Origin of the sequence: Chlamydiifrater phoenicopteri, assembly GCF_902807005.1 — a bacterium.
Lineage (GTDB): Bacteria > Chlamydiota > Chlamydiia > Chlamydiales > Chlamydiaceae > Chlamydiifrater > Chlamydiifrater phoenicopteri.
Genome location: NZ_LR777658.1, coordinates 706,804 through 731,571, shown reverse-complemented (window position 1 = coordinate 731,571; position 24,768 = coordinate 706,804). Strand labels below are relative to the sequence as shown.

Genomic DNA, 24,768 nt, shown 5'->3' with positions numbered 1-24,768 from the left:
CACCGTCCGGAATAGCTAGTTGAGAGACCGTACATCTTAAGCATCAAAAGAATTTTTGTGAGGATTTTTCTTAAAAAAATTCCCTTCGGGGCTTGCTTATTTCCTATAGAGGTTTTCATTCTCAAACAAATGTGAAGGAAAGTTTCGAACAGGATTTTTTCTAATGGGCCAATCTTTCATTTTCGTTTTATTTTAACTCAAGTTTTGCTGCAACAAATTCATGTGTCACCTGATGAGGTCTTTGATTTTATGAGTTCTTTGATAATGGAAATAAGGGGTTAATGGATAACATTGTAAGATCGTTGTAAGATCGTTCATTTATCGCTTAGGGAGTGGAGAAGGGGAGGGTGATGAGGATATTTTTTGAGAAGAAACCCTTTTTGATGCTAAATAGTGATTAATAAAAATTGATAAATAAATCTATTCTATTTATTAACGCTTGTCTATGAGATGGTTATCTTTTTATTGCGTTCTAGCTTTAGGATCATGTTTTTTTTCTAGGGGATTTCTTGGATATTGCCAGGAAAAGTCTCTGTTAACGTATTCTTTTGCCGAGGTTTTGGAGGAAGAATCTTCAGAACGAAGAGAATGTCCGGAATGTCGGTTGGACAACATAGAAATTGTTCGTACAGATCAAATTCCTGAAAGGTTGGAGTTATGTCCTAACGACAGGTATGTGACGGGATATGTTCAAGCTCTTTTAGATATGCACTATGTTGATTGTCGAGTTCGGGCTATAGTGCTTTCAGGGAAGGCCTATCTATTCTCTTTGCCTAATGATGATTGTTTGGCTACAGATATTATTTGTTTTGTTCAAGACATTCCTTGCATAAATTCTGTGGAAGCAATCTCTTGTCATTATGAAGACTTTCTTCGTAAAAATTGCCCTGAAAAATTTTCTGCTGAAGGTAAAATTGTTGATATAACCCTCTTAGAGAATAGTAATAAAAACCCCTTGCCAGCATGTAGAAGTGTGCGCTCTCCTGTGCTCTTTGGTAAAGAAGGAGTATGGCTTCCTCAAAACACAGTACTTTTCCAACCCCTAGTTGCGGATCCTAGGCAGGTTACAACCTCTGCTAGTATTCGTTTTGATGACAAAGTTATAGGAAGTCGTGTAGGGTCAGCAATCTTTGGTGGGGATATTATCTTGCTTCGACTTTTTGATGTGGGGTGTCTTCGAGGAGACCTTGATCTCGGCATTCAGTGTGGGGTGTTTTCTGTCTTTGATTTGGAGCATCCTGACGCGTGCATGGTTAACTCAGACTTTTTCGTAAGCCTTCTCTTTGGCTATGCTTTTGATAAGTGGAGCTGTAGATTACGCGCATGGCACCTGTCATCTCATCTTGGCGATGAATTTTTGCTGACGAATCCGACATTTCCGCGCTTTAATTTAAGTGATGAGGGGTTAGATTTTTTCCTTTCTTATACGCACAACCATACTTTGCGCCTGTATGGAGGTGTGGGGTATATTGTTAATAGGGATCTGACTTTTCCAGAGAAACCTTTGTACTTCGAGTGTGGTTCAGAAATTCGTCCCTTTGGCTTAAGAGACAAAGAAAACAATTTGTACGCCCAGCCCATCATGGCCATGCATTTTCGGTTTTGGGAAGAGCAAAATTTTGGTCTAGATCAGACCTATGTTGTGGGTATGGAGTGGTCTAGATTCCGCGATGTCGGTCGAAAAATCCGAGCCTTATTGGAGTATCACGAAGGTTTTTCTAAAGAAGGGCAGTTCATTCGGGAAAAATCGCGATACTATGGTTTCCGTTTGATGTATGGATTATAGAAAGAATCGATTTTTATCCAGGACAAGACTGTCAACTTTTTGAAGGTTGTAATCAAGAATTTTTTAGGAGTTTTTTGCTTAATTTACGATTACAAACCCTTTTGGATAAGCTGGGTAGTTTGGTCCTATAGGCAAAATTCCTTGGAAAAATTTTTCGTAAACATCTAGAGCCTGTCGAGCTGTTTGTACACAGAACAAGCAGTTGCTGATCCATTCAGATCCTTTGATAGTTCCAGAGTCCAGGTTGACAGCGTAGATGGATGACAGCTTGCGTTCCCAATATTCTGGAGATCCGAAAAGAATTACTGGAGAAGGTTGTTTGCGGCCTGTTTTGAGGCTGACAACTTCTAGGGCCATTTCAAAATCTGTTCCTACACCTCCCATAAGGAAAATAGGGAAATCTAAATGAAAATGATCTTGCCTTTCTATTAACTCTCCTAGTCGGTAGGTCATCTTTGCGTCGATAAACATATTTGTTGGTTGTGCACCGGCAGTATTTCCGGAGGTTTCAAAATCCATGATATTGGCGCAAGAAAGGATGTTAAGGGTTCGTGCCACGCGGTTACCAGATTCCATGGCTCCAGGTCCTCCTCCCGTGACCATAGCTAATGGACGCGTCTTGGAAAGGAGCGGGTGGAGGATGGTTTTTTTTATTTCTAGCAAGGAGTTCATAAGAGAGGTTATCTCCGACTCAAAATTGCCTACAATCATGTTGGAGCCATAGACTCCGAAGAAAGTGGCATCTAAAAACTCTTGCTCTCTCTCGGGGGGGAGGAACATCCCAGCTTCTTTGCCTTTTCGTTTTACATATTTGAGAATAGTTTTCGTTGTTTCATCCACCCAGAAGACTGAGATTCCAAATGTATAAAGATCCAGGAGCATAGCACGATCTCTATCAGAAAAATATTGCCCTTGGGATTGGGAAGGATTTCGGAAGTAGATTTGTTTGAGTTGGGTCCTTACGTAGTAAGACAGGAGCATGCCTTTTAAGAGGGTCGAAGGGAAGTATTCGGTAATTAATACCCCTTGGCTGGTGATTTTCCCTGATTCTATGGCCTGAAGGAAGGGATAACAAGGTTGGTTTTTTAAGTATTCTTCGGCTGTATCTAGAGGCATTTCTTTTAAAAAGTTCGGAGACATAGAATCTTGTCTGCCTAGGATCCAGTCAGATGAAGACAAAGAATATAATTCACTGCCCTTACAGATAAATGTTGCTTTGCGCTTTCTTTGACCATAAGCGTCTGGATAGGTATCGAAGATAGAGATTAGGTTGTTAAAATTTTCCAATTTTTTTTGTAAAGTGTCTCTGTAATAAAAGAAAGAATGCTCCTTTGCGGGTTCTATAGTGAAAAATTCCAGTGGGACTTTGTTGATGACCTCATTAGATTCTCCGTAGAATTCATATATGTCTCCAGATGCTGTGGTGTCTGGTTGCAGAATGTTTGCTGCCGTATGTCGAAATCCTTTGGGCAGTAATTCTTGGACAACTCGAGCAAACATGGTTCGGATATGTAGGGGTAAAGTTTTCACCAATAGGATGTTGTCTGGTTGGAGCTTAGCATCAGCGAGCACATGAGTTTGATAAAGAGCGAGGAACTTTCTAGTAGGAATGTTATCTTTGGTGAGAGCTTTGGCTAGGAAGGGAAGAAAACCGTAGATAGTTTTTTCGTAGGTAGTGACTCCTGGAATAAGTGGGATGAAGGCAACAAGTCTGCCGTCAATAATTTGCCAATCGGGTTTTTCATGAGAGAATGTTGTCCCTAGACGTAATAAGGGAAGACCGTTACGGTCTTCTGCATGTAAGATTCTTTGTAGATAGTCTTCGTTTCTGACTAGTCTACGATCATCGGCAGCAAATAATTTGGCGACGAACGTCCCGGGCTGTAGGAGGGAAAGAGCTGCTGACGCTATGGGGCCATAAGCTGTAAACAGGACGGAGATTTCTGCGGAGTTTGTATTTCTATCTAGGGAGATATTTTCTGCAGAAGCTTCTATTCCGAGTTGAGCTAAGCAGCTTTTGAGATTCATAGATAGAGACTCTTTGGGTAAAGAGTACCCGAGAAAATTTTCAGGAATATTTTCTATACGTACATGGCTGCTGTAAGAGTTCCCTTGAAGGAACTTTGGAGGAGAAACTAAGTACCCATCGGGGGATATAGCATCGTTCCCCGAGTAAAGAAATTTTGTCATAAGTAGTGTTAGGTATTTTGGTGCTTTTTCGCGGATATGTCTCTTCCAGTTCTATAATGGATTTGATATTGAAAAAGCAAAGAGATCGTTTTCCAGTTGAGAATTAATCAGACTCTTATAAAATCGGAGGATTCTATTTTGGAGGTCTTTCATGCAAATTTTAAGGAGCGTGGGAGTTCATGATGGCTCTTTCCATGCTGATGAGGTTGCTGCTTGCGCGCTGTTAATCATTTTCGGTCTCGTTGATGAGGATAAGATTGTGCGTACTAGAGACCCCGAGAAATTAGCTTGCTGTGAATATGTTTGCGATGTTGGGGGAGTGTACTCCCCAGAAAAGAAGCGTTTTGATCATCACCAATCTTCCTATTCGGGGGAGTGGAGTAGTGCGGGAATGATCCTGCATTATCTTCAGACGATAGGGAAGATAGGCGTTGAAGAGTATGCTTTTCTCAACAACCAGTTGATCCATGGTGTTGACGAGCAAGATAATGGGAGATGCTTTTCTCCGGAAGGTTTTTGTTCGTTTTCTGATATTATTAAAATATATTCTCCTCATGAAGAATCTGGCAATGATGGGTTCTTTGAAGAAGCTTTTAAAAAAGCCTTATTTTTTACTAAAGATTTGATCTTATGCTTGAGGGATAGATTCTCGTACAATCAAAAGTGTCGGCAGGAAGTTGCTGAGGCTATGGAGAAAAGTGCGGGTATTTTTATGGAATTTAAAGGTCCCATAGCTTGGTTAGATAACTTTTTTGCTTTGGGAGGGGAGCGTCACTCAGCTGCTTTCCTTATCTTTCCTTCTTCGGGGCAATGGATTTTACGTGGAGTACCACCTTCTTTAGATCGTCGTATGGAAGTAAGAGTTCCTTTTCCAGATCCATGGGCGGGACTTTTAGGAGATCAGCTGTGCGAAGTTAGCGGTATTGATGGGGGTATTTTTTGTCACAAGGGATTATTTCTTTCTGTTTGGAAAGATAGGGAAAGTTGTTTGAAAGCTTTAAACGCTACCCTACGTTATCGAGGGATTAAGGAGATTGTATGACAACGATTTTTGGAGAAATAATAGAAGGAAAAGTTTCCTGTGACAAGGTTTTTGAAAATGAACGTTTTATCGTTATTCATGACAAATTTCCTAAGGCTCCTGTTCACTTACTAATTATTCCTAAGAAATGTATTGAGCGTTTTCATGATCTTTCCAAGGAAGATCTTTCCCTATTATCGGAGGCTGGAGCTATTGCCCAGCAGATGGCAGAAAAGTTCAATATTGCCGATGGCTATCGCCTCGTGATAAATAATGGGAAAGAGGGCGGTCAGTGCGTATTTCATCTTCATATTCATCTTTTGGGGGGAAAGTCTTTGGGGCATTCTTTTTCCTAAGAAACCTTAGGAACCTCTTTTATCGTTCTGTTATAGCACTTTCCTTTTCGGTGGCTTTTTCTTCTGTAGGCCTTTTTTCTATGGAGGCTCCTCTTGTTTCGGAGGAGTATTCTTCTTCGGAAGATTTTATTTCTAAAAGGCTATTGACGAATTCCTTTGCTGACGTTGAAGTTTTTTCTAAACAGTTTTTGGCTAGCGATAGTTCTTTAAAAGTGGCGGAGCTGTATTTAAGGGCGCTTGCTGCTCGGGGAGATTTTGTTGAGTGGGGAAAGGAGTATTTTCGTTTAAGTTTATTGTATCCAGAAATACGAGAATCTAGAGATGTTCTGGAGCATTTTTCTATTGAAGTTTTGAAGAGAGGGCTTAAGGATTCTTCGCATACTGTACGTTGTTTGGCTTTGCTGGCATCGGGAATGGCAGGAGATTTCCGTTTAGTGCCCTCCATTTTAGATGCTTTGGATGACGATAATTATCATGTTCGAGGGCTTGCTGTTCAGATTGCTGCGCATTATCCGACGGATGCTGTTCGAAAAGAAATAGAGAGAACGGCCTTTAGCGATCGCTCCTCTTTTGTTCGTTCGTTATCCTATCATGTTTGTTCTGATCTTAGTATGAAAGAGGTCATACCCAAGTTGTTTGCTGTTGCATCAAATCATCTTTTGGTTGCTAGCGAGCGTAGGGAAGCCATTAGGGCCATAGCAGAGCTAGTAGATCCTAAGGAATTTCAACGTCTTTTTGCTGAGCGAGCGTTGGGTGACATTGAGATGGCGCTTTTTGTTTGTGAGTTTTCTGCTACCCATGATGTTGAAGGTGTTTTTACTCTTTTCAGAGAGTATCTCGATCATAGTTGTTTAGACGTGAAGAAAGCTGTTCTGTCTGCAGCTCTTAGAAAAGGGAAGAAGGTTTTATCCCAAGAAAAAGATTTCATTGCTCGTGTTAGAGAATTAGTAAAGGAAGAGTTTTCCAAGGAGCTAATGTATACCGGAGCTTCCATTTTATTCTTTGTTGATGATCCTCTTGGAGAAGAAATTTTATCGCAGGGATTAAGTTCTTCTTTCTCTCGTGATTGTGAGATGGCCTCTGAATCTTTAGCCAGTCTTGGGGTTTATGGCAAAGATTTAGCCAAAGTTTATTTGTCAAAGGTTTGCTCTCAACGATCTGCCATCGATTTGGCTACAATTCTTTTAGTAAATAGAGAATCTGTTGATGAAGCTGGTGATGTAGTGTTAGCATTTCTTCAATCTTCGGAGAAGCAAATATCTTCTTCGACGAGAAGATTGCTATGCTTAGGTATGGACAAGTCCTTGCCTTATTCTGATGCTTGCAGCGCATCCTCATTTCAAGAGATGAGAGATTTAGAGTTAGGCCTTCGTTTGGTTCGATTGGCGATCCTTTCGGGATACTCTAGAAGCCGAGAGGTTTTACGATCCTTTGTTGCAGAAAGGAGATTTTTTTATGGGGGACATTTTCTTGGAATGTTTATTGAAGATGGAGCTGAGGAAGAGACCAAACTTTTCCTTTCCAGGATGATGGAGGATAAAAATTTTTCTGTAAAATTAGAGGCTATGCTGTTGCAGTTGAGACTGTATGGAACATTACATTTTCTTGAGAGTGTTGAGGCTGTGTATGCGGATTGTTCTTGGCATGAGAAGTTGGAAATTATCGAATCTATTGCGGTGTCAAAAAATCGTTCTGCTATTCCATTTCTTGTTGTTGGTTGTCAAGAATCTTTGCCGACACTTCGCGTTGCTTGTGCGGGAGCGCTTTTTTACTTACTAAAGTAGGGCTTCTTTAGGGAAGCCCTGTAGTTTATTTTTTGTCTTCTTGGTAAAGGCTTGATAGGCTTTCGATCATAGATTTGATAAGTTTGCTTCTGTTTTCTTTTGAAGTTTCTTCTTGAAAATATTCTTCTATATTGTTTTTAAGTTCTTCAACTAATTCTATGGCGTAAGAAATTAATTGTTTTACTCCATAGGAAAGCATTCTTTTAGTAAAAGAATCTAAAGGTATGATGTCATTATTGTTTTTTTCCATAACAGATCAAAAATTATATTTTTATTTTGTTTCAACGTTTAATAAATTAAATCTTTTTTATCAAAAAGATAATTGGTTTGTTTAAGGTTTGTCTTTTTATTTTTTTGATGTTTTTTGTGTTTTTATTTCATTAAATCGTTGGGTGTCCCTCTTTTCAGAGGGACACGTGTGTTGGAGGAAAGAAAAGTTTATCGGCTGAATAGTTTTTTGTAAGGTTCGTTGGTTTCTGGCAACGGGTCAATTTCTTTGAGAGAGTCGATAAGAGCAAGGACAAGGAAGTGTTTTGGGGATTCTAGCATGTATTCGCCGGAGTGCTTGAGAGTTTTAACTATGAAGGAGAGGAGATATTGGGAACAAAGTAGGACGTATTGTGCAAAAAATACTTTGTATATTTTTTTTAACATAGGTTCTCCTTAATTATACTAGTAATCTTTTATAATTTTAATTTTTTTGTTTTTAAGGCTTTAGAATTATCAGATAATTTAATTTGTGTTTTTTGAATAGAGTTTAGTTGCAAAATTGCATCTTTTTTAAAGAATGGGTAATCTTAGAAAGTTCTTCTAAAGAGATTTGTTGTTTGGAATCCGAAAGAGCTTTTTCTGGGTAAGGATGAACTTCTACCATGACACCATCAACGCCTAAAGCAAGCGCCGCTTGAGCAAGAGGAACGACCCACTTCCGATGACCCGCAGCATGGGATGGATCTATAATCACTGGAAGATTCGAGATTTCTTTAGCTATCAGAGCCGTTCCAAAATCTAAAGTGTAGCGCATAGAAGATTCGAAAGTACGAATGCCTCTTTCGCATAAGATGACTGGCCCGCTATTATTTTCTTTTAGGATGTATTCAGCAGCTAGAAGCCACTCTTTTAGCGTAGCACAGGCACTGCGCTTTAAAATGACAGGCTTCCCTGTTTTTCCTACTTCTTCTAGGAGAGCAAAGTTTTGCATGTTGCGCATACCTATGCGCAGTATGTCGACGTGCTCAGCGCATAACTCTACGAGTTGAGGGCTTGTAACTTCGGTTTCTGTGAGCAGTCCATGTATAGCTTGAGCTCTCTTGTGCCATATGAGAGCATCTTTACCTCGTCCTTGGAAGCTATATGGGCTTGTTCGGGGTTTGTATGCGGATCCTCGGAAAATCTTTGCTCCTGCAGCTTTCACTGCCAAAGCAATTTCCAAGGTCTGTTCATAACTTTCTAAAGCGCAAGGTCCTGCGATAACGATAGGGTCAAATTTATCAAAAGAGACGGTTGCGGATAGTGTTGTAGCTGTGGTGCAATCTTCTAAAGGGTTACTGACTGCGTGAATACACTCTTTTTGTAAAGAGGCTAGTTCTGGGAAAGCTTCTAAAAGTTGCTCAGAGGATCGGTCTTTCATATGTCATAAGTGAATAACAGACGGAATCATAGAAGAATTTTTTATTTTGGAAAATAGAGGAAAGGAAGATTGTGCGCTTTTTCTTGCTTCTCGGAGTTTAGAGGCTTTTTAAGGTTCTTGGCTTTTTTCTGTCTCTTCTTTTTCTATGGGTAGAAGACAACAGTAATGATTAGAAAGCCGTAGAAGTCGGATAGAGGCTTCCTCTTCTGGAGCGTACAAGGAGATAAATCCTTGTGTTCTTGTTAATAGCGACACTTGATCAGTTAATTCTAGAGAAAAATTATAGGGGTTGATGGCTTCGTCTGTTCCTAGAAATTGACAAATAGCGAAAGGAGCTAGTTCTCTAGAAAGGGCTGCTACGTGTTCAGTTTCAGCCTGAGAAACGGAGTGTACGAAGGCCTTATCTAGATCATCTAAGGGCATGTCTGTAAGTAAGTTTTCCAACAAACTTTTATAGAGAGAATTTTGGATAAATAATTTTTGAAAAAAAATAGCTTCAGATAGTCGTTTTTGCAAGAGTTTGTTTTGAATGTTTTTGGAGGGTAACGACTCTTCCAACTGAGGATAAAATTGATTACAAAGAGCTTTGCAGCGGGTAAGGAATGCAGCGGCATCCCTGTTTTCGTCTACAACGCCTGGATGATTTAGAAGGAAAGCATAAAGTAAGGCTCCGTCATTAATTTTGTGTAAGATATTTTCTTGTCCCCACACAGCTCCGTCTCGAGAGGACAGAACTTTTAGGGATTGTTTATAGAGGTCTAGTTTTTGTTTGTGTTCGTTATTAAAAGTAGACATCAATCGAGAGGCAGCGCTGTTTGCTTGGGCTAGTATGGCCCAGCATGAATCTAAAAGACTATTTAGACCTTGCGAGTAAGTTATCTCAGGATGCGAGAAGGTGTTTTTAATAACCGTTATTTTGTCGCCATCTGATTTTATTTGAGTAAATAGAGCTTCTTCATCAGAAGCGTATCGCTGGGTTAAGCAGAGATGGAGACAAGCTTTTTTTAGCGAATTTTTGAATGAGGTATTTTCGAGAAGTTCTGCTGCGGTCGCATTGTAGAGGTAGGAAAATGTATTTAGTAGGGCGGCACATCGTCGTGATTTTAAAACCTTCTCTGCCCGGGTAGGAGAATTTATGAGAAAGAGAAAGTCTAAGACGAGAGGGTCCAAATTTTTTATGTTTAAATTGCTAGTAAGGGTGTTAAAATCTTTTTTCCAATCTTGTTCAGCAGTAGCAGCACCAGGCGTTGCACCTAGGAGGTACTCTTCTGTTAGCAATTCTTGTTGCTGGATGTGAATTATCTCCCTATTGGCTTCGTAAAGGGATGAGAAATTTTCGTTAAGAAGAGAGAGAAAATCTTTGATTACTTGTTTTGTATGTTCTGAGTGCGGCAAAGAAGAGTTTACTGTTGTTAGAAGAGCGTTCATAGAGCGTAAGAAAAAATCTTTGCGGAATAGCGAGCGGATTAGTCGTTCTTTTATTTGGTAGAAGCTATGTTCTGTGGAGTCTCGAAGAGACAAAAGATCGCGGAGGGAAAGTTTTGATGCGCTATAAGTTCGTATTTGATTTCGAACTTTTTCCAGGAAGGCTTCTATTCGTGAATCAAAGGAGGATGCGGGAAGCGACTCCAAAAATACGTATAATCTGGAAGTTGTAGAGAGATAAGGGGTGTTTTGTTCTAAAAGTTTGTATTCAGAAGAGGAGAGGGTATTTGCAAAAAGGGTTGGCCAATTGGATGCAATAGTTTTGCTTATTGGAGAGAGGATGGTGTTAAGAGTTATTCCTAGGGCTTTAGTTAAAGGTGCGACGTCTTTGTGATTGGATGAGGATAATTTTTTGAAGAATCTGCACATCAATAGCAGTTCATCACAAGGAGAGAGTTGCGAAGAGTTTAGGAGAGCGTCTGGGGAGAGGAATACGCCCTGAATTTTTGCGCTGCAGGGGGAGAATTCAGAAAGAGTAGTGAGCGCCTGTTGGAGGTAGGAAGGGTCGTCGTTGAGTTGCAATAGAATTAACTGCTTTGCGTTTGCTTCCGTCATAGAGGACTTTCTTTCCTGAGAAGCAGAGAAGTAGGAGAGCTCTCGTAGGAACATGATCACATCAGTCATGGGTGAAGATAGAATAACTTCGTCGAAAAGAAAAGAGATTTTGCGTTTTCTGAAGCATAATTTTAGTATAGCAACTACCCGTCGTGTTAGCTCGGCATTTTTTTCCGATGCTTTGGTGAAAGGTAGAGCTTCTAATTTTTGAATTTCTTCTCTGAGAGCTTTGGGATTGCCTGGATTGCTTATCAAGGAAACGAGCCATCCTATGGCAAAAGATCTGTAGAAACAGTTTCCGTCTCCAGAAACGTTAATCAGAAAGTATTTATTATCCAAGTAACACACTTGTTCGACTATTTTGGGAAACAGCCATTCTTCTTCCGGACTAGAGGGTTCTTTGAGAAATCTATCAATAAGGCCCACTTCCTGAAAAGATTGCATTAGGTAGACCGGGTAGCTGCTTACAAAATGAAGATTTTCCACGATTCCGAATAGAGTAGTTAGAAAAGGGAGAGCAGCTCTGGGTGCGTTATTTGCAGCCTGCTTTTTGTATAGGTCTAGAAGAGAGTCTGAGAGTTCCCAGGCATAAGAACGACTCATTCCTGGTGGATGAGCGAGGACTAAGGGACCGTAGGTGGGCATAGTCTTTTGTATGGAAATGGGAACAGGTGTTGGGAATGTTTGTGGGAAAAATTTGAGAAGATCTAAAGGTTTTTTCGGTAATTGAGGGGTTTTGGGCAATGAGAAGGGTGTCTCTGGAGGTGAGAGAACATCATATTTAAAACAGTGATCTATAATGAGGAAGATTCCCAGAGTGAGTATATGGAATAAAATTTTCAGTACAAACAGAAGAACTCTTTTCCATAAGGGTTGGCTGCCAGCTTCTTGGGGAGAGCTATTATTCAGTGTTGGCGGAGGGGGGACGTGTTGTGAAGGAGGATGGGGTGAAGAAGATGAACGAAGTCCCAGAGGGTACATAATACAGTCCTTTTCTGTTACAAGGTACAGCCGTTTGGTATAATGCAATAACGCTAGATTCCTTTCAAAAAGCTATAAATAGTTTTTTGAAGCTGGTTTTCTGAGAAAGTTCCCAAAAACGATTCTGAGGAGCTTACTTTTAGAATCAAGTTGTTGGAACGACCAAGAAATTGTAAGAAATCTTAAAGAATAGTTCTAGACATTTTTAGTGTGGATTTCGAAGAGAGGTGACAGCTGATATTCAGGGGATTGCATAGAGTTTTCTTTTTAATGACTTGGCTTGACGACAGCTCTTAGCGAAGAACGCTGTGTAGGTTGATTGTCAAAGTTGTTTCTCGAATAAAATTATCCGTTAGATTATGGTTTCCTCCGATTGGGGTGCTCTTTGTTGTCGAGGGTTTTTAGAATGAAAAAGTTTTTGTTTTTTTCTTTTTTGCCTCTTTTTGTTTTGTCCGGTTGTTCCCCTAATTATGGAGGCAGGGGTAGCGTGGACAGAGAGCGTGTTCTTATTGTGGGGACTAATGCTACGTACCCACCTTATGAGTCTGTTGATGAGCAAGGGCGTATCGTCGGTTTTGACATCGATATAGCCAAGGAGCTCGGAGTTAGACTGGGAAAATCCGTGGAGGTGCGAGAGCTTGCTTTTGACGCATTGATTTTAAGTTTGAAACGTGGGCGTATAGATCTCATTATTTCGGGTATGTCTGTAACTCCTGCGCGGTTGAAGGAAATTTTTATGGTTCCCTATCAGGGGGAGGAGATAGAAAATTTATTTTTGATTAGCAAGCAAGCGTTAACAGAGGATCCTGGGAATTTTTCCCAATACTCGTCTGTAGCAGTGCAGTCGGGAACATTCCAGGAGGAGTATTTACTTTCTCTCAGAGGCGTGCACGTGCGTTCTTTTGACAGCGTGGCAGAGCTTGTTATGGAAGTTCGGTATGATAAATCTCCTGTAGCAGTTTTAGAACCTTCTGTTGGACAGGTTACTATCGAGGAATTTCCTGAGTTCTTCCATTACTTGGTCCCGCTTCCCAATGATCAGAAAATTTTTGGTTATGGGATAGGAGTTTCTAAAGCTAAAGAGGATCTCTATGAGCAGATTGTTACGCATATCCGAGAGATGAAAACGGACGGGACGATTCGTCGGCTTGAGAGGAAATGGAATCTTCGCAAAGACTAAGCTATGATTAGCGGGGGCGTTTTCCGCCCGTTGTGTATAGATCAGACGGACTTTTGTCGAGAGGCAACTCTTGAGGAGTCTGAGAGTTACTACGTGCGGGCGAGGAATCTTTTTTTCGTAGGAGTGGTATTCTCTTTTATTAGTCTGTCGTTACAGCTTATAGGAGCGGCTAGCTGGTCTGTAGGAGTCTTAGTTGCTGGGGTTGTAGCATTTGTTGTCTTTGGTTTGGCTTATTTGTACAGTTTTTGGCTGATCCTCGGCAGAGAGTGGAGTGTTGCTCGGCTAGGTTCTTCCTTGGTGGAAGTTGGTTACGCAGAGTTTAATTTAGGATGGAAGAGAGAGCTTGCGATAGCAGTTTCTAAGGGATTTCTCTCTTCGCGGCTAGCAGTATTTTCTCCTAGGGGTGAGTTGCGTTTGGGGACTACCCTGAGAAACATTGTTGATACTGCGACGCCAGCGTCTACATTAAACAAGTTGCTGGGGGCCTGTATTCCCTTTCCCTATCTCATTCATGTGCTCTCTGGTCAATGGGCTAGTATGGCTGAGGGGGAGATCTTGGCTCTTAACCAAAAAGATCCTCATGGAGCAGAGAAGTTGCTGGAGTATCTTTGTCATGAAGGGATAACGACTCCGTCACTCTTAAAGGTGGCGTTGAATTGTAATCCTTTTCATTTAGACTCTTTACTGTTTCGTTACGTAGAATTTGGAGCTCTGGTGCCCAAGGGTAACGGCTTTTACTATTCAAAAGAAAGTTTGCCTGTGAGGAAAAAATGGAGTTTGTTTTTGGAGGTTTTACAAAAAGAAGATTACATTTTTTCAAGCAAAGATCCTTTTGCTTATTGTTGGAACGCCTCCTTTATTTCCAAATTTCTTCGTCTTTATGGGGAGTTTGTTCTCAATAATTTGGAAAAGGAGGAGTCTACGGAAGATATAGATAGGGAGGTTCGGATTCGAGAAAAGCATTCCAGGCGACTATGCCTGGAAGAAGGTGTTAGTCGGGTTGAAAGGAAATATAGAGACGCGTCCCCCTGCGTACATTTTGTTCAAAGGTTGATGGGGCGTTCTTTTAAAGAGGGTGAGGGCGTTTACGCTTCTTGTCAAAAGAAACTCGAAGAGAGTTGCTTGTTATTAGAAGTTTTTCGCAAGCGGCTGTTATTTTCTCATTACAACGAGTCTCCTCTCGAAGGCCCTTGCTGGGAAGTGGAGCAGTTAATTCATCTACTAGGAGAGCCTATATTGAATCCATCGTCTTTCAATAAATTTGTTCGAGGGATATCTCTTGATAAGTTCCTGATGTTGGCTATTAACATTAGTCGTTTGGTTCGGATTTTTGAAAGTCGATCAGAGGAGCCTAATAAAAAAGTTGATCAGGGTAGTCCTGGAGAGCTGTCATTGAAGGGGTCTGAGGTAGTTTTGCGTGACGGGGACTCTATAATTTTGATTAAATCTCTAAATATTTTGTCTGCAATTTTGTCCCATAAGTTTCTGGTGGAAAAAGAGAGACGGTTTTGTTCTGATGTATGTTCTGTTAAGGAATATTTGGCTGTTACGAAACATCTTGCTAATTGTCAGGCATCGGAATTTGCTATCGATTTACTGGTGAGGCTTTCAGGTTTTCCGTGGAGTTTATGGCGGTCAGTATTTGAAGATTATGAAAATATGACCTTGGACGAGGGTGTGGTAAGATATGTTAAGAAAAAAATTCTTTAGAAAAGTTAGCTTTTAGCCTATCCTGTACCCGATTGGTTTGGAAATTCGATTAGGGGGGTGGTTGCGGGTGTTTGTTTGTAAAAGTAAAACTATATTTTGCTTTATAATAAGGGATCTTTTTCTTTAGTTCATATTTGTTTCCCTTTCTGTTATTCTTGTTCTGAATTCTTTTATTTTAACCGATAATTTAGTCTGCGTATGTATGGGATAAACCCCTGTAAGCCAGGTTCGAGTAAGCTGGATTGTGGGAACTACTTCTTCTACTGTAGTCAATGTGACACTATCGTTAAGACCAAAGAAGTTACCCTTATGGTTTGCGATCAGCTTTCGGCTGAGCCGAAGTATAAAGTTTCCGTGCTGCGATGTCTTAGACATGAGTTGGATGGCTTTCAATTTGGAGATGATATTACGACCTTACATGCCTTAGTGCATGATTCTGACAAGGGAGAGTCGTTGTATCGTCAACTTATAGATCGTTACTATGGGGTGCGTATTTTGGACCTCTCTACGACTTGTTTGAGTGTCTTAGGAGCCCTCATGGCTGCAGCAGGGTTTCTGTTGTCCTGTGTGTTTACATCGCTTGTCGTGGGATTGCCGGCATGGTTTGTCGGTTTAATCATAGGTGGAGTGGGAGTGTCCTTGTTGCTTATAAGTCTTATTACAGGTTCTTTAGTGAGTCGTAAGGTGACAGCTTGGAGACAGTTGGCAGATGAGTACATATCTTTGTGTTCTTTGAGGAGGGTATGTGATGACTCAAAGTATCATATGGTGAATCACTATCCGCCGGTATGTTCTCCTAAAGCCACTGTTGATTCGCAGGGAACACGAAGAATTTTTGTTGATAAGCCGGGAGGACTTCCCTTAGGATTCACTGTTCCTATACCATCTTTCATGCTTCCGGAAATCCAGCGAGCATTGCATGTAGCAACCCCGCCTCGGGTGAAGATTTCTACTCCGTCACAGACGGAGATTACTGCCCCAACTCCTGTGGGGCAAGCAGAGGAAGAGCAAGACTCGCTGTCGTCGAAGGATGGTTCGGAAGCCTTATCGTAGAATCTCTGCTGTTGGGGTTTTTAGTAGAGTCTGTTATAGTCGTGCTGTTATTGGATTGCAGGTTTGTGGAATGGGATCTTCGGATCGTATAAACGAGGGGAAGTTCATTTTTCTTGGAACGGGAAACCCAGAGGGTGTTCCCGTTCCTTTCTGTTCTTGTTCAGCATGTAAATCGGGAGTTGCCCGCCTTCGTTCTTCAGCTCTAATCCTCTACGGGGGAAAGAAATTTTTAATAGATACCGGTCCAGATTTGCGTCAGCAGCTGTTGCGTTATTCTGTTTCAAATGTTGATGGAATATTTTTAACTCATACGCATTACGATCATATCGGAGGCATTGATGAAATGCGATCGAAGTTGATTGTCTTCGGGGACAGTGTTCCTGTTGTGGCTTCTTCGGAGACGATAAAGGCTTTAAGAGAAAGCCGGAAGCATTTTTTCCAAGAAAGCGCCTCATTAGCGGCATCTTTTTCATTCATTCCTTTGGAAGACTCTATGGGTCAAGGTAAGTTAGAGGGATTGTCGTTTTCGTTCTGCTCCTATTTCCAAAATGAGATGCAAGTAACAGGCTTTCGTTTGGGTAATTTAGCTTATCTTACCGATATGCAAGTTTATGAGGACTCTATTTTTTCTTTTTTGGAAGGTGTTGATACTTTGGTTCTTTCTGCGATATATCGAGAATTACCTAATATTATGAGAACTAAGAGGCGTTCTCATCTTACTGTGGAAGAGTCTTTGGATTTTTTTGCGAAAAGCGGGGCCAGTAGGTTGGTAATAAGTCATATAGGACACGTCTTGCAAAGAAATCTCGATGAATATAAAGGTGTAGCTGGGCTGGAATTCGCTGATGAAGGGCAAGAGTTAAGGTTTTTTATTAATGAGTGAGGACTTTTTTTCACCCCCTGAGAGGGGAATAGATTTTTCTGGGGTCTCGTTGCCTCGTCCGGAGCAAGATCCTTCGCAAGCGTTATTGATATCTTGTTATGAAGATCGCAAAGAGGAAAAGCTTGCAAAAGATCATGTGTTAGAATTAGCAGAATTGGCGCGATCTTGTGGTATCACTACTATAGAGTCTCGCACGTTCCATTTGCGCACGCTGGCATCATCGTCGTATCTAAGCGAAGGTAAGGCTAAAGAAGTAGAAGAAGTTTTACAGTTATTCCCTAGTATTGGGGTTATCATTTTTGATGATGAAATTACCGCTTCTCAGCAAAGGAATTTAGAGAAACGTTTTGGTACGGTTGTTATGGATCGTACAGAAGTCATTTTGGATATTTTCTCACAGCGCGCGATAACGGCTGAGGCAGGCATTCAAGTAGAGCTTGCTAAGGCAAAGTATTTGCTTCCGCGGTTAAAGCGTATGTGGGGGCACCTTTCCAGGCAAAAATCTGGCGGAGGTGGTGGATACGTTAAAGGAGAAGGAGAAAAGCAGATAGAGTTAGACAAGCGTATGATCAAAGAGAAAATTCATAGATTGTCGTCACGTCTAAAAGAGTCTGTAAGGCATCGCGAGACGCAGAGGAGGGCTAAAGAGCGTAGCGGGATCCCTTCCTTTGCTTTGATAGGGTACACAAATGCGGGCAAAAGTTCGTTGTTCAATGTATTAACGGATGCCGGGACTTATGCTGAGGATAAGTTGTTCGCCACGCTTGATCCCAAAACAAAGAGGTGCTTGCTTCCCAATAAGCTTCCGGTGCTTGTTACGGACACTGTGGGTTTTGTGCGTAAGCTGCCACATACTTTAGTAGCAGCTTTCCGTAGCACCCTGGAATCTGCCCTCAGAGATAAGTTTCTTATTCATGTTGTGGACGTTTCGCATCCTTCTGCGGAGGAGCATATAGCTACTACAACGGCATTGTTGAAGGAATTAAAGATTGCTGATCCGAAGATTATCACTGTTTTGAATAAGACTGATCTATGTACAGATAACAAAATGCTTAGCAAGCTTCGTTTATTTTGTCCTCTACCTCTTCCGTTGTCTTGTGTTACGGGAGCGGGCATTGCCGCCTTACAGCAGACGATGGAGGATTTAGTCGTTGCTGATTACAAAGAGACTGCTTTGATTATTCCTTGTAGGGAGTATGATAAGGTTGCCGAGCTTTTGGAAGCTGGTTTAGTAACCTCCAGGCGTTTTGAGGAGGATAAAGTATTTTTGCGAGTATTTTTGCCTCCGTTTTTAGAAAAAAAGTTTTTACAGTATATTCCTAAAAAGGCTTGAGAGGCTTTGTTTTCCGTGATAGTTTTTAGATTTTTTTTGTAAAAACAATTTTTCATCTAAAGAAAAACAGTTTTCTTTTAACTTTCTTACTCTGAAAAGCTCGTATACTTTAGAATAGCTTTCTTCAGATTTTTCCTAAGGGCGTTCTTTTTTGTTTAGAGGTCGTAGGGACTTTCCCTAAGGAAACATTTTCGTTTGCAAAGGTACGTTTTCATGACAATCATAGACAGACATATTGCAGAAAATAAAACTTTTAAACTGGTGTATTTGGGATGCCGCGTTAACCAATATGAAGTGCAGGCATATAGAGATCAGCTAACGGTTTTGGGTTACAGGGAAGTAAAGGATAACGAAGAGTCTGCAGATGTTTGTATTGTTAATACCTGCGCAGTCACAGGGTCTGCAGAAAGTTCCAGTAGGCGTGCAATAAGACAGCTTATTCGCAGGAATCCAAAAGCGAGAGTATTTGTTACAGGATGTTTCGCAGACGCCGACAAAGACTTCTTTCGCAACTTAGGAGAGTCTTGTGTTCTTGTTCCCAACAAAGAGAAACACCTTCTCGTAGAAAAAATTGTACCCTATGCAGAAGAATTGCCAGAGTTTGCTATCAAACGCTTTGAAGATCGGTCGAGAGCGTTTATTAAGGTGCAAGATGGCTGTAACTCTTTTTGTTCCTATTGCATTATCCCTTATCTAAGAGGGCGATCTACTTCGAGACCATTGTCAGCAGTGATAAAGGAAATTAAAGGAGTTGTTGAACAAGGGTACAAAGAAGTTGTCATAGCTGGTATCAACGTAGGAGATTACAAAGATGAAGATAAATCTCTTGCCGACTTAATTCGAGCTGTTGACGCTATTGAGGGTATAGAAAGAATACGTATTTCTTCTATAGACCCTGAAGATGTTAACGAAGATCTTCGAGAAGCCGTCCTTTCAGGGAGAGCCACGTGTCCGTCCTTTCATCTGGTTTTGCAGTCGGGTTCCAATGCTATTTTAAAACGAATGAATCGCAAGTACAATCGTCAAGATTATTTGGAGTGTGTAGAATCCCTAAGGGCGTGTAACCCAGAGTTTTCGTTTACTACGGATATCATTGTAGGCTTTCCTGGGGAGAGTGAAAGTGATTTTCTGGATACAATAAAAGTTGTTGAGACGGTGGGTTTTGTTAAGGTACATGTTTTTCCTTTCAGTGCACGCAGACGGACTAAGGCATACGAATTTTCTGGAACATTATCTCCAGAAATTATCGGAGAACGCAAACGACGGTTATCGGAATTTTCTGATTCGGTAGCATTCTCTTTAAGAAAGAAACGGATTGGAAGCAAAGTATCCGTTTTGGTGGAAAGTATTCATGGCAATCAGGCTTTTGGACATTCAGAGTTTTTCGAGGGCGTCTGGTTTCCTCATGAGGGTCGTTCTTTTGTCAACGACATGGTAGAGGTTCAGGTTACAGGAAATAGTATCGATGGTCTATTTGGAGAAAGGGTGGGATAAATGATTTCTATACAGCGCTGCTTGCGTCCCTATTCTCTGGTGCCTGGAGATCCTATCGCTATTCCTGGATCCTTGCTATACGCGAAAGTATTTCCAACGCTCGTTCAAATATTCAATGCTGATAGGGAAAAAATTTTTGAAGAACCTATTTCCATTTATAAGCCTTTAAAGCGTTTTGGTGTTTTCCAAGACTTGCATAAGGGGGTTTTACAGGTAGTTACTGACCAATATAAATACTACTTGCTTCCTTCTGGAGAAAAAGTTGATTCTCTGAAGAGTTGTAAGGAATCGAAGAATTCTCAAGGAACGTTGTTATCTTTAGGAATGCACAAACAGCTGGATTTGTCTAGAGTACGCAGGCGTGGCGATCTTAAGGAGATCATTCCTGTGCTTTTCCGGCTCGGGGTCTTGCTTGGTAGAGAACAGGAGAAGTCAAAGCTTTTAAGGGAGGCTTCTTCGAATGAGGGCGTGTACGCGCTACTTGGAGAAATTAATGAGCAGATAGCACTGAAAAAGCACGATGTTTTGGGCCAATCTTTAAGAAACTTTTGTTTTGCAGGATTTTCAGAAACATTGTTGCCTAGGTTATATGACGATAGTTTCCTAGGGATTATTCCCAGTCCTTCGGATACAAGAAAGTTTGCTGCTCCAATACCTTTTCTTTTGTACTGGGATCTTTTTCTTTTAGTATCCTCTATGCTTGTGCGTATGGATGGGGATGTTATTAGGATCCTACCCACATTGCTTCCAGATTTTCCTTGCGGACGCTGCTTGGAAATTCCCTTGCCTGGGATAGGGGTATGCCATTTGGAATGGACGAAGAAAAGAGTTCGTCGTATGGAGATCCAGTGTCAAGAAGAGTCCTTAGACAAAAAGATAACGTTAATTTTTTCTTCTGATATTCGACACTACAGACTCAGAGAAATTTCTCGTCAAGGGGGCTCTCCAATATCTTCACAGACAGTCAGAAAGAATCTAGGGAATAAGAAGGTGCTAAAGGCTGGAGAAACGTTAGCATTAAAATCTGGAAATTCGTATCTGTTAGATTGTTTCCATCAGTAAGGACTTTTAACAGAGTTGGGAATGGTAGAAAGAATTTTACGATCCCAAGAGGTAGAGAAGCTTTGTAGAGGAGAAAGTGATTCCCCTCACAGCATATTAGGTTTGCAGCCACTATCCACTAAAGGAGGAGCAGAGGCTGTCATAGTCCTCTTTCGTCCTGGAGCACAAAAAGTTTCTCTTCAAATTCTTGAAGAGGTCGTTGAAGCTACAAAAGTTCAAGAAGTTCCTGGTCTTTTCTTTTACAAGCTTCCAGAGAAGCTTGTGAAAGCGTCATCTTCTTTAGGAAATTTCGATTACAAGATCTATCATGAGAATGGATTGCTAGCGCATGATCCTTACGCATTTCCAATTCTTTGGAGCCTTGTTGATGAGGAATTATTTGCTCTAGGCAAGCATGAAGAAATTTATCGTAGGATGGGCGCGATATCGAGAGAGGTCTTGGGAGTCAAAGGGGTGCTGTTCACTGTGTGGGCTCCTAATGCAACAAGCATTTCCGTTGTTGGAGACTTTAATAAGTGGAATGGTTTAGTCAATCCCATGAAAAGAGTAGAGAAATCCTCGGGGGTATGGGAATTATTTATTCCAGGGATAGAGCCCGGGATGCGCTATAAATGGGAAATAGTTTCTTGCTCAGGAATTCGTACACGCAAAAGTGATCCTTATGGAAAGAGCTTTGACTACCCCCCGGAGTTTTCCTCTATCATTGTGAGTAAGAAAGATTTTGCTTGGTCTGACGGTCCATGGATAGAAAATCGAACTCGCGCAGGAAATCGTCGACACCTACCTATTAACATTTATGAGGTGCACTTAGGATCTTGGCGATGGGAGGAGGGGAAGCCACTATCTTACCGGAAGTTAGCAGAGAGTTTAGCTAAGCATTGCCAACAATTTCACTATACACACGTCGAACTTCTTCCTGTTACTGAGCATCCCTTGGTAGAGTCGTGGGGATATCAAGTGGGAGGGTATTATGCGCCTACGCGACGTTTTGGCGACCCTGATGATTTTCGATTTTTCGTTAACTATTTGCATGAGAAGGGAATAGGGGTGATATTAGACTGGGTTCCTGCGCATTTCCCTGTCGATGATTTTTTGTTCTCCAATTTCGATGGCACGCCTCTTTACGAAAGTACTTGGCATAAAGACAATATCCATCCTCATTGGGGTACCTACACTTTTGATTATAGCAAGCCGCAGGTAGTTAATTTTCTTTTAGGAAGTGCCTTGTTTTGGTTGGAGGAAATGCATGTCGATGGGATCCGTTTTGACGCTGTAGCCTCTATGTTATATTTGGATTATGGAAGAGAACATGGGGAGTGGACGCCTAATAGATTAGGGGGAAGAGAACATTTAGAGGCGCAAGAGTTTATTCAGAGAGTAAACGCAATTATTCATGAAAGGTTTCCTGGTGTAATTACTTTTGCCGAAGAATCTACTTCTTTTCCGAAAGTAACCTTTCCAGTGAAGGATGGAGGGCTTGGGTTTGATTACAAATGGAATATGGGGTGGATGAATGACACGTTTCGTTACTTTCAGACTCTTCCTGATCAACGGTCTGCTCATAATTGTTGTCTCACTTTTGGTCTAATGTACGCCTTTCATGAAAGCTTTATCCTACCTTTTTCCCACGATGAAGTTGTTCATGAAAAAGGTAGTTTAATAGGAAAGATGCCTGGAAATAATAAGCAAAAGTTTGCTCATCTTAGGTTGTTGCTGTCTTATCAAATGTGCCAGATAGGAAAAAAATTATCTTTTATGGGTACAGAACTGGCTTCTTTTGATGAGTGGAGTCCCAACAGGGGGTTGCAAGAGCATTTGCTGGAGGATGTTGATCATCGAGTATTTAACAAATTTGTCGCGGAGCTTAATGCTTTTTATCTTGATCACCCACCGTTATGGCAAAAAGATTGTGAGCCAGAAGGTTTTGAATGGGTGGATTTTAGTGATATTACTAACAATGTTATAGCATATAAGCGATCGGGGTATAGATCGCGCTCGTATCACGAAGGTTTTGTAGAGAAGGAATCTCGGGATCCCTGTTTGAGTGGATTAGGAGATGATGAATATAGGTTGTTGTGTGTTCATCATTTTGGCTGTCAGAGACTTGAGGAGTACTTTTTCTGTTGTAGTTCTTCTTCTGTAGAGTTGTTATTTAATTCGAATGCGGAACGCTTTGGTGGTGATGGGTGGGGGGATTGTGTGCACAGTTCCAAATATTTAGGAGCAAAAAATTTTACCGATGAAGGGATTTTTGTAGATGTTCCACCTCTAACCACTTTAATTATAAAGATTAAAAATTAAAATCTTTTGTTTGGCTTTAGAAAAATAAAAATACAAATTGTTTTATTATTTATAAGGTAATAATAACAATTTGTTTTTCATGACAATTTCTGGAATACAGGGTCCTTTTGCTGACAATGGAGATTTTGATATTACAGGTTCTACCGAGGTAGATCCTGCAGATGTCGATCTTTCTGATCTGCAAAATGTTATCGACAGTCAAGAAGAAGTATCTAGTCATCAGGTATTAGGTTCTCACAACCGTTCTATCGCCCTTGTAGCAGGCGTAGCTGTTATGGTTTTAGCAATCACTGTTGCTGTCGTGGCCTTGACAGTTTTAACAGCAGGAATTCCTCAGAGTATTCTTCTAGGTATAGCTCTATCTACTTTAGTTGCAGGAAGTATTACTACCATCCAAAACGGGTTGGAGATGATTCACAATAAAGTGAAAGAGAAATGTATGGAAGATGAAAAGTGGCGCATTGCTGCCCACGGACTTTCTCTTGGAGCAGGTCTTACAAGTATCGGTTTTGCTATGAAATTTGGCGGGACGTTTGTTCCGGGATACGGAAACGTTGTTGGTAATATGGGTTCGACAGCGTTCACTATGGGGACAAATTCTGCTTTCAATAGTCTTTGTTATCTCCTCTATATGCGGTTGGCTGCCTCAGAGAAAGTCCTTAAAGCTGAGCCTCTCACAGAGGAAGAGCGTATGCAAGAGAACAGAAAGTTCGCTATTCTGGCAATATCTGTTCTTACTATAGGAGTGGGCTGTATAGTTTTAGGAATATCTTTGGCTGTAGTGGGTTCTGTAGCGTTGGCAGGAGTACCCGCGAGCGTAGCCCTGGTATTTGCTCCACCCTTGCTCTCTATAGGTGTGGGACTCTCTCTTAGAGCTCTTCTGCGGGGAGAATTGTCTAAATGGAAAGAATATTTAAAACGGTCTTCTTATGATTTATTAGAGGCTGAAGAACTTGCGAATAATTCTGAAGAAGAGAAAGTCTTTAATAAAGCAGAAGTATTCTTAGAGATCCCGCAGCAAAATAAAGTATCTAGCCGTTCCAAAGAAAGAAAAGAGGGCACAGCTTTCGAATCTGAAGCACATTCTAATCAAAGAGCTGACAAAGTATCCCTCGCAGCCAGTTTGGATCCCACATCAGAACCCCTATTATCAAGGAAAGAAAAAGTCTCTTTAGCTCTAGGTTCTCTGTTGCTCATAGCTTCTCTGACACTGCTTTTGATGAGTGGAGTGGGAGGGCTTGCCGCTTGTCAGATTCTTATTATGTCCGTAGTGGGATCCTCCCTACTAGGAACCGCCTTCGGTACTGTTTTCTCGGGCTTATTTACCGTTGCGGGTAGGTTGAAAAATAGAAATAGGTCCGGACGCTCTCTAAGAGAGCTGGCAAGAGAGAAAATAAACGCTATCACGGGGAAAAAGACGGGGTACTATAAAGTCAGTAGCTTAGATGTCGACAAAATGGTAGCCAGTGACATTAACCAAACTAAAAAAGAAAAGGTTATTAATACAATGCTTGTTGGAGGAATAACGTTTCTCCTAGGAGTGGGTATTGCTCTTCTTGGGCTTATCCCCGGCGTAGGGCCTTTTTCTGCGGCTTTAATATCTATAGCAGGACCCTTTCTCATTACTGGGGGACTGTTGCTTATTAAGCGTCTAATCGATTGGCTTAACCACCAGCTATATGCGTATAGGAAGAGAGCTAAAGAGCGTAAAGAAAGAATACGCATAGCAACAGCGGCTCTTGGAGTAGAGCCTATGGATGTGTATGTAGATGTCGAAGCTTCTCTATGGGCAGAAGATTTTCGAAGAGGCGGGTCTAGACGTAGGTTCCCAGATATCGCATTGAGAATGTTTGATTTTGGTCCCGTAGGGTTTGGTTCCTTCGGTTTTGCTCCCTTTGGTATAGGAAGTTTTAGTGGTTTCTTGTCGTCCACGAAGGATAGTGGGGATGAAAAAAGTGGGTAGA

The 24,768-nt window shown here is 41.2% G+C and carries 18 protein-coding genes; 13 read left to right on the top strand and 5 right to left on the bottom strand.

Annotation, left to right across the window (positions count from 1 at the left end; translation table 11 throughout):
• The first annotated feature begins 445 nt into the window (after positions 1-445).
• Positions 446-1,786, top strand: a complete 1,341-nt coding sequence (locus tag KJA58_RS02995; protein ID WP_213357979.1) for a DUF1207 domain-containing protein — start codon at positions 446-448, stop codon at positions 1,784-1,786.
• Between the two features lie 78 nt (positions 1,787-1,864).
• Here the strand turns inward: KJA58_RS02995 and KJA58_RS02990 are convergent, their stop codons facing one another.
• Complete coding sequence (locus tag KJA58_RS02990) at positions 1,865-3,976, bottom strand: LOG family protein (protein ID WP_213357978.1); 2,112 nt, start codon at positions 3,974-3,976, stop codon at positions 1,865-1,867.
• 151 nt (positions 3,977-4,127) lie between these two features.
• Here KJA58_RS02990 and KJA58_RS02985 point away from each other — a divergent pair, with 151 nt between their 5' ends.
• From KJA58_RS02985 to KJA58_RS02975, 3 genes are all read left to right on the top strand, one after another.
• Complete coding sequence (locus tag KJA58_RS02985) at positions 4,128-5,018, top strand: MYG1 family protein (RefSeq protein ID WP_213357977.1); 891 nt, start codon at positions 4,128-4,130, stop codon at positions 5,016-5,018.
• Entirely contained in the window at positions 5,015-5,353 is a 339-nt protein-coding gene (locus tag KJA58_RS02980; protein WP_213357976.1) for an HIT domain-containing protein, read from the top strand. Before KJA58_RS02985 ends, KJA58_RS02980 begins: the two co-directional genes overlap by 4 nt.
• 80 nt (positions 5,354-5,433) lie before the next feature.
• The gene (locus KJA58_RS02975) at positions 5,434-7,137 is read left to right on the top strand and encodes a HEAT repeat domain-containing protein (protein WP_213357975.1); all 1,704 of its coding nucleotides are present in this window, start codon (positions 5,434-5,436) and stop codon (positions 7,135-7,137) included.
• Between the two features lie 25 nt (positions 7,138-7,162).
• Here KJA58_RS02975 and KJA58_RS02970 read toward each other — a convergent pair whose 3' ends face one another.
• The 4 genes from KJA58_RS02970 to KJA58_RS02955 all read right to left on the bottom strand — a co-directional run bounded on the left by KJA58_RS02970 (position 7,163) and on the right by KJA58_RS02955 (position 11,788).
• Positions 7,163-7,387 carry a hypothetical protein gene (locus tag KJA58_RS02970; protein ID WP_213357974.1) on the bottom strand — a complete coding sequence of 75 codons (225 nt, stop codon included), beginning with the start codon at positions 7,385-7,387 and terminating at the stop codon, positions 7,163-7,165.
• Between the two features lie 188 nt (positions 7,388-7,575).
• Positions 7,576-7,791 (bottom strand): hypothetical protein, encoded by a 216-nt coding sequence (locus tag KJA58_RS02965; protein WP_213357973.1) that lies wholly within the window; start codon positions 7,789-7,791, stop codon positions 7,576-7,578.
• Positions 7,792-7,894: 103 nt separating this feature from the next.
• Positions 7,895-8,767 (bottom strand): 3-deoxy-7-phosphoheptulonate synthase, encoded by an 873-nt coding sequence (gene aroF, locus KJA58_RS02960; RefSeq protein ID WP_213357972.1) that lies wholly within the window; start codon positions 8,765-8,767, stop codon positions 7,895-7,897.
• Positions 8,768-8,875: 108 nt separating this feature from the next.
• Entirely contained in the window at positions 8,876-11,788 is a 2,913-nt protein-coding gene (locus KJA58_RS02955) for an OTU domain-containing protein (RefSeq protein ID WP_213357971.1), read from the bottom strand.
• Between the two features lie 406 nt (positions 11,789-12,194).
• Between KJA58_RS02955 and KJA58_RS02950 the strand changes: the two genes are divergently transcribed.
• From KJA58_RS02950 to KJA58_RS02910, 9 genes are all read left to right on the top strand, one after another.
• Positions 12,195-12,968, top strand: a complete 774-nt coding sequence (locus tag KJA58_RS02950) for a transporter substrate-binding domain-containing protein (protein ID WP_213357970.1) — start codon at positions 12,195-12,197, stop codon at positions 12,966-12,968.
• 3 nt (positions 12,969-12,971) lie between these two features.
• Positions 12,972-14,678, top strand: a complete 1,707-nt coding sequence (locus KJA58_RS02945) for a hypothetical protein (protein ID WP_213357969.1) — start codon at positions 12,972-12,974, stop codon at positions 14,676-14,678.
• Positions 14,679-14,987: 309 nt separating this feature from the next.
• Complete coding sequence (locus tag KJA58_RS02940) at positions 14,988-15,731, top strand: hypothetical protein (protein WP_213357968.1); 744 nt, start codon at positions 14,988-14,990, stop codon at positions 15,729-15,731.
• Positions 15,709-16,614 carry an MBL fold metallo-hydrolase gene (locus tag KJA58_RS02935; protein ID WP_246485714.1) on the top strand — a complete coding sequence of 302 codons (906 nt, stop codon included), beginning with the start codon at positions 15,709-15,711 and terminating at the stop codon, positions 16,612-16,614. Before KJA58_RS02940 ends, KJA58_RS02935 begins: the two co-directional genes overlap by 23 nt.
• The gene (hflX, locus tag KJA58_RS02930) at positions 16,607-17,947 is read left to right on the top strand and encodes a GTPase HflX (protein ID WP_213357967.1); all 1,341 of its coding nucleotides are present in this window, start codon (positions 16,607-16,609) and stop codon (positions 17,945-17,947) included. Before KJA58_RS02935 ends, hflX begins: the two co-directional genes overlap by 8 nt.
• A gap of 213 nt (positions 17,948-18,160) precedes the next feature.
• Positions 18,161-19,441, top strand: a complete 1,281-nt coding sequence (mtaB, locus tag KJA58_RS02925; protein WP_213357966.1) for a tRNA (N(6)-L-threonylcarbamoyladenosine(37)-C(2))-methylthiotransferase MtaB — start codon at positions 18,161-18,163, stop codon at positions 19,439-19,441.
• Entirely contained in the window at positions 19,442-20,503 is a 1,062-nt protein-coding gene (locus KJA58_RS02920) for a hypothetical protein (protein ID WP_213357965.1), read from the top strand. It begins immediately after the preceding gene.
• Positions 20,504-20,524: 21 nt separating this feature from the next.
• Positions 20,525-22,804 carry a 1,4-alpha-glucan branching protein GlgB gene (gene glgB, locus KJA58_RS02915; protein WP_213357964.1) on the top strand — a complete coding sequence of 760 codons (2,280 nt, stop codon included), beginning with the start codon at positions 20,525-20,527 and terminating at the stop codon, positions 22,802-22,804.
• A 70-nt stretch (positions 22,805-22,874) separates the two neighbouring features.
• Positions 22,875-24,767, top strand: a complete 1,893-nt coding sequence (locus KJA58_RS02910; RefSeq protein ID WP_213357963.1) for a hypothetical protein — start codon at positions 22,875-22,877, stop codon at positions 24,765-24,767.
• Position 24,768: the final 1 nt, after the last annotated feature.

Bases quoted from the DNA above. Each gene is read 5' to 3' on its own strand.
- KJA58_RS02990 (WP_213357978.1), bottom strand. From the start codon at position 3,976: ATGACAAAATTTCTTTACTCGGGGAACGATGCTATATCCCCCGATGGG.
- KJA58_RS02955 (WP_213357971.1), bottom strand. From the start codon at position 11,788: ATGTACCCTCTGGGACTTCGTTCATCTTCTTCACCCCATCCTCCTTCA.
- KJA58_RS02980 (WP_213357976.1), top strand. From the start codon at position 5,015: ATGACAACGATTTTTGGAGAAATAATAGAAGGAAAAGTTTCCTGTGAC.
- glgB (WP_213357964.1), top strand. From the start codon at position 20,525: ATGGTAGAAAGAATTTTACGATCCCAAGAGGTAGAGAAGCTTTGTAGA.
- KJA58_RS02950 (WP_213357970.1), top strand. From the start codon at position 12,195: ATGAAAAAGTTTTTGTTTTTTTCTTTTTTGCCTCTTTTTGTTTTGTCC.
- KJA58_RS02920 (WP_213357965.1), top strand. From the start codon at position 19,442: ATGATTTCTATACAGCGCTGCTTGCGTCCCTATTCTCTGGTGCCTGGA.
- KJA58_RS02995 (WP_213357979.1), top strand. From the start codon at position 446: ATGAGATGGTTATCTTTTTATTGCGTTCTAGCTTTAGGATCATGTTTT.
- KJA58_RS02975 (WP_213357975.1), top strand. From the start codon at position 5,434: ATGGAGGCTCCTCTTGTTTCGGAGGAGTATTCTTCTTCGGAAGATTTT.
- KJA58_RS02985 (WP_213357977.1), top strand. From the start codon at position 4,128: ATGCAAATTTTAAGGAGCGTGGGAGTTCATGATGGCTCTTTCCATGCT.
- KJA58_RS02940 (WP_213357968.1), top strand. From the start codon at position 14,988: ATGGTTTGCGATCAGCTTTCGGCTGAGCCGAAGTATAAAGTTTCCGTG.
- hflX (WP_213357967.1), top strand. From the start codon at position 16,607: ATGAGTGAGGACTTTTTTTCACCCCCTGAGAGGGGAATAGATTTTTCT.
- aroF (WP_213357972.1), bottom strand. From the start codon at position 8,767: ATGAAAGACCGATCCTCTGAGCAACTTTTAGAAGCTTTCCCAGAACTA.
- mtaB (WP_213357966.1), top strand. From the start codon at position 18,161: ATGACAATCATAGACAGACATATTGCAGAAAATAAAACTTTTAAACTG.
- KJA58_RS02935 (WP_246485714.1), top strand. From the start codon at position 15,709: ATGGTTCGGAAGCCTTATCGTAGAATCTCTGCTGTTGGGGTTTTTAGT.
- KJA58_RS02965 (WP_213357973.1), bottom strand. From the start codon at position 7,791: ATGTTAAAAAAAATATACAAAGTATTTTTTGCACAATACGTCCTACTT.
- KJA58_RS02970 (WP_213357974.1), bottom strand. From the start codon at position 7,387: ATGGAAAAAAACAATAATGACATCATACCTTTAGATTCTTTTACTAAA.
- KJA58_RS02945 (WP_213357969.1), top strand. From the start codon at position 12,972: ATGATTAGCGGGGGCGTTTTCCGCCCGTTGTGTATAGATCAGACGGAC.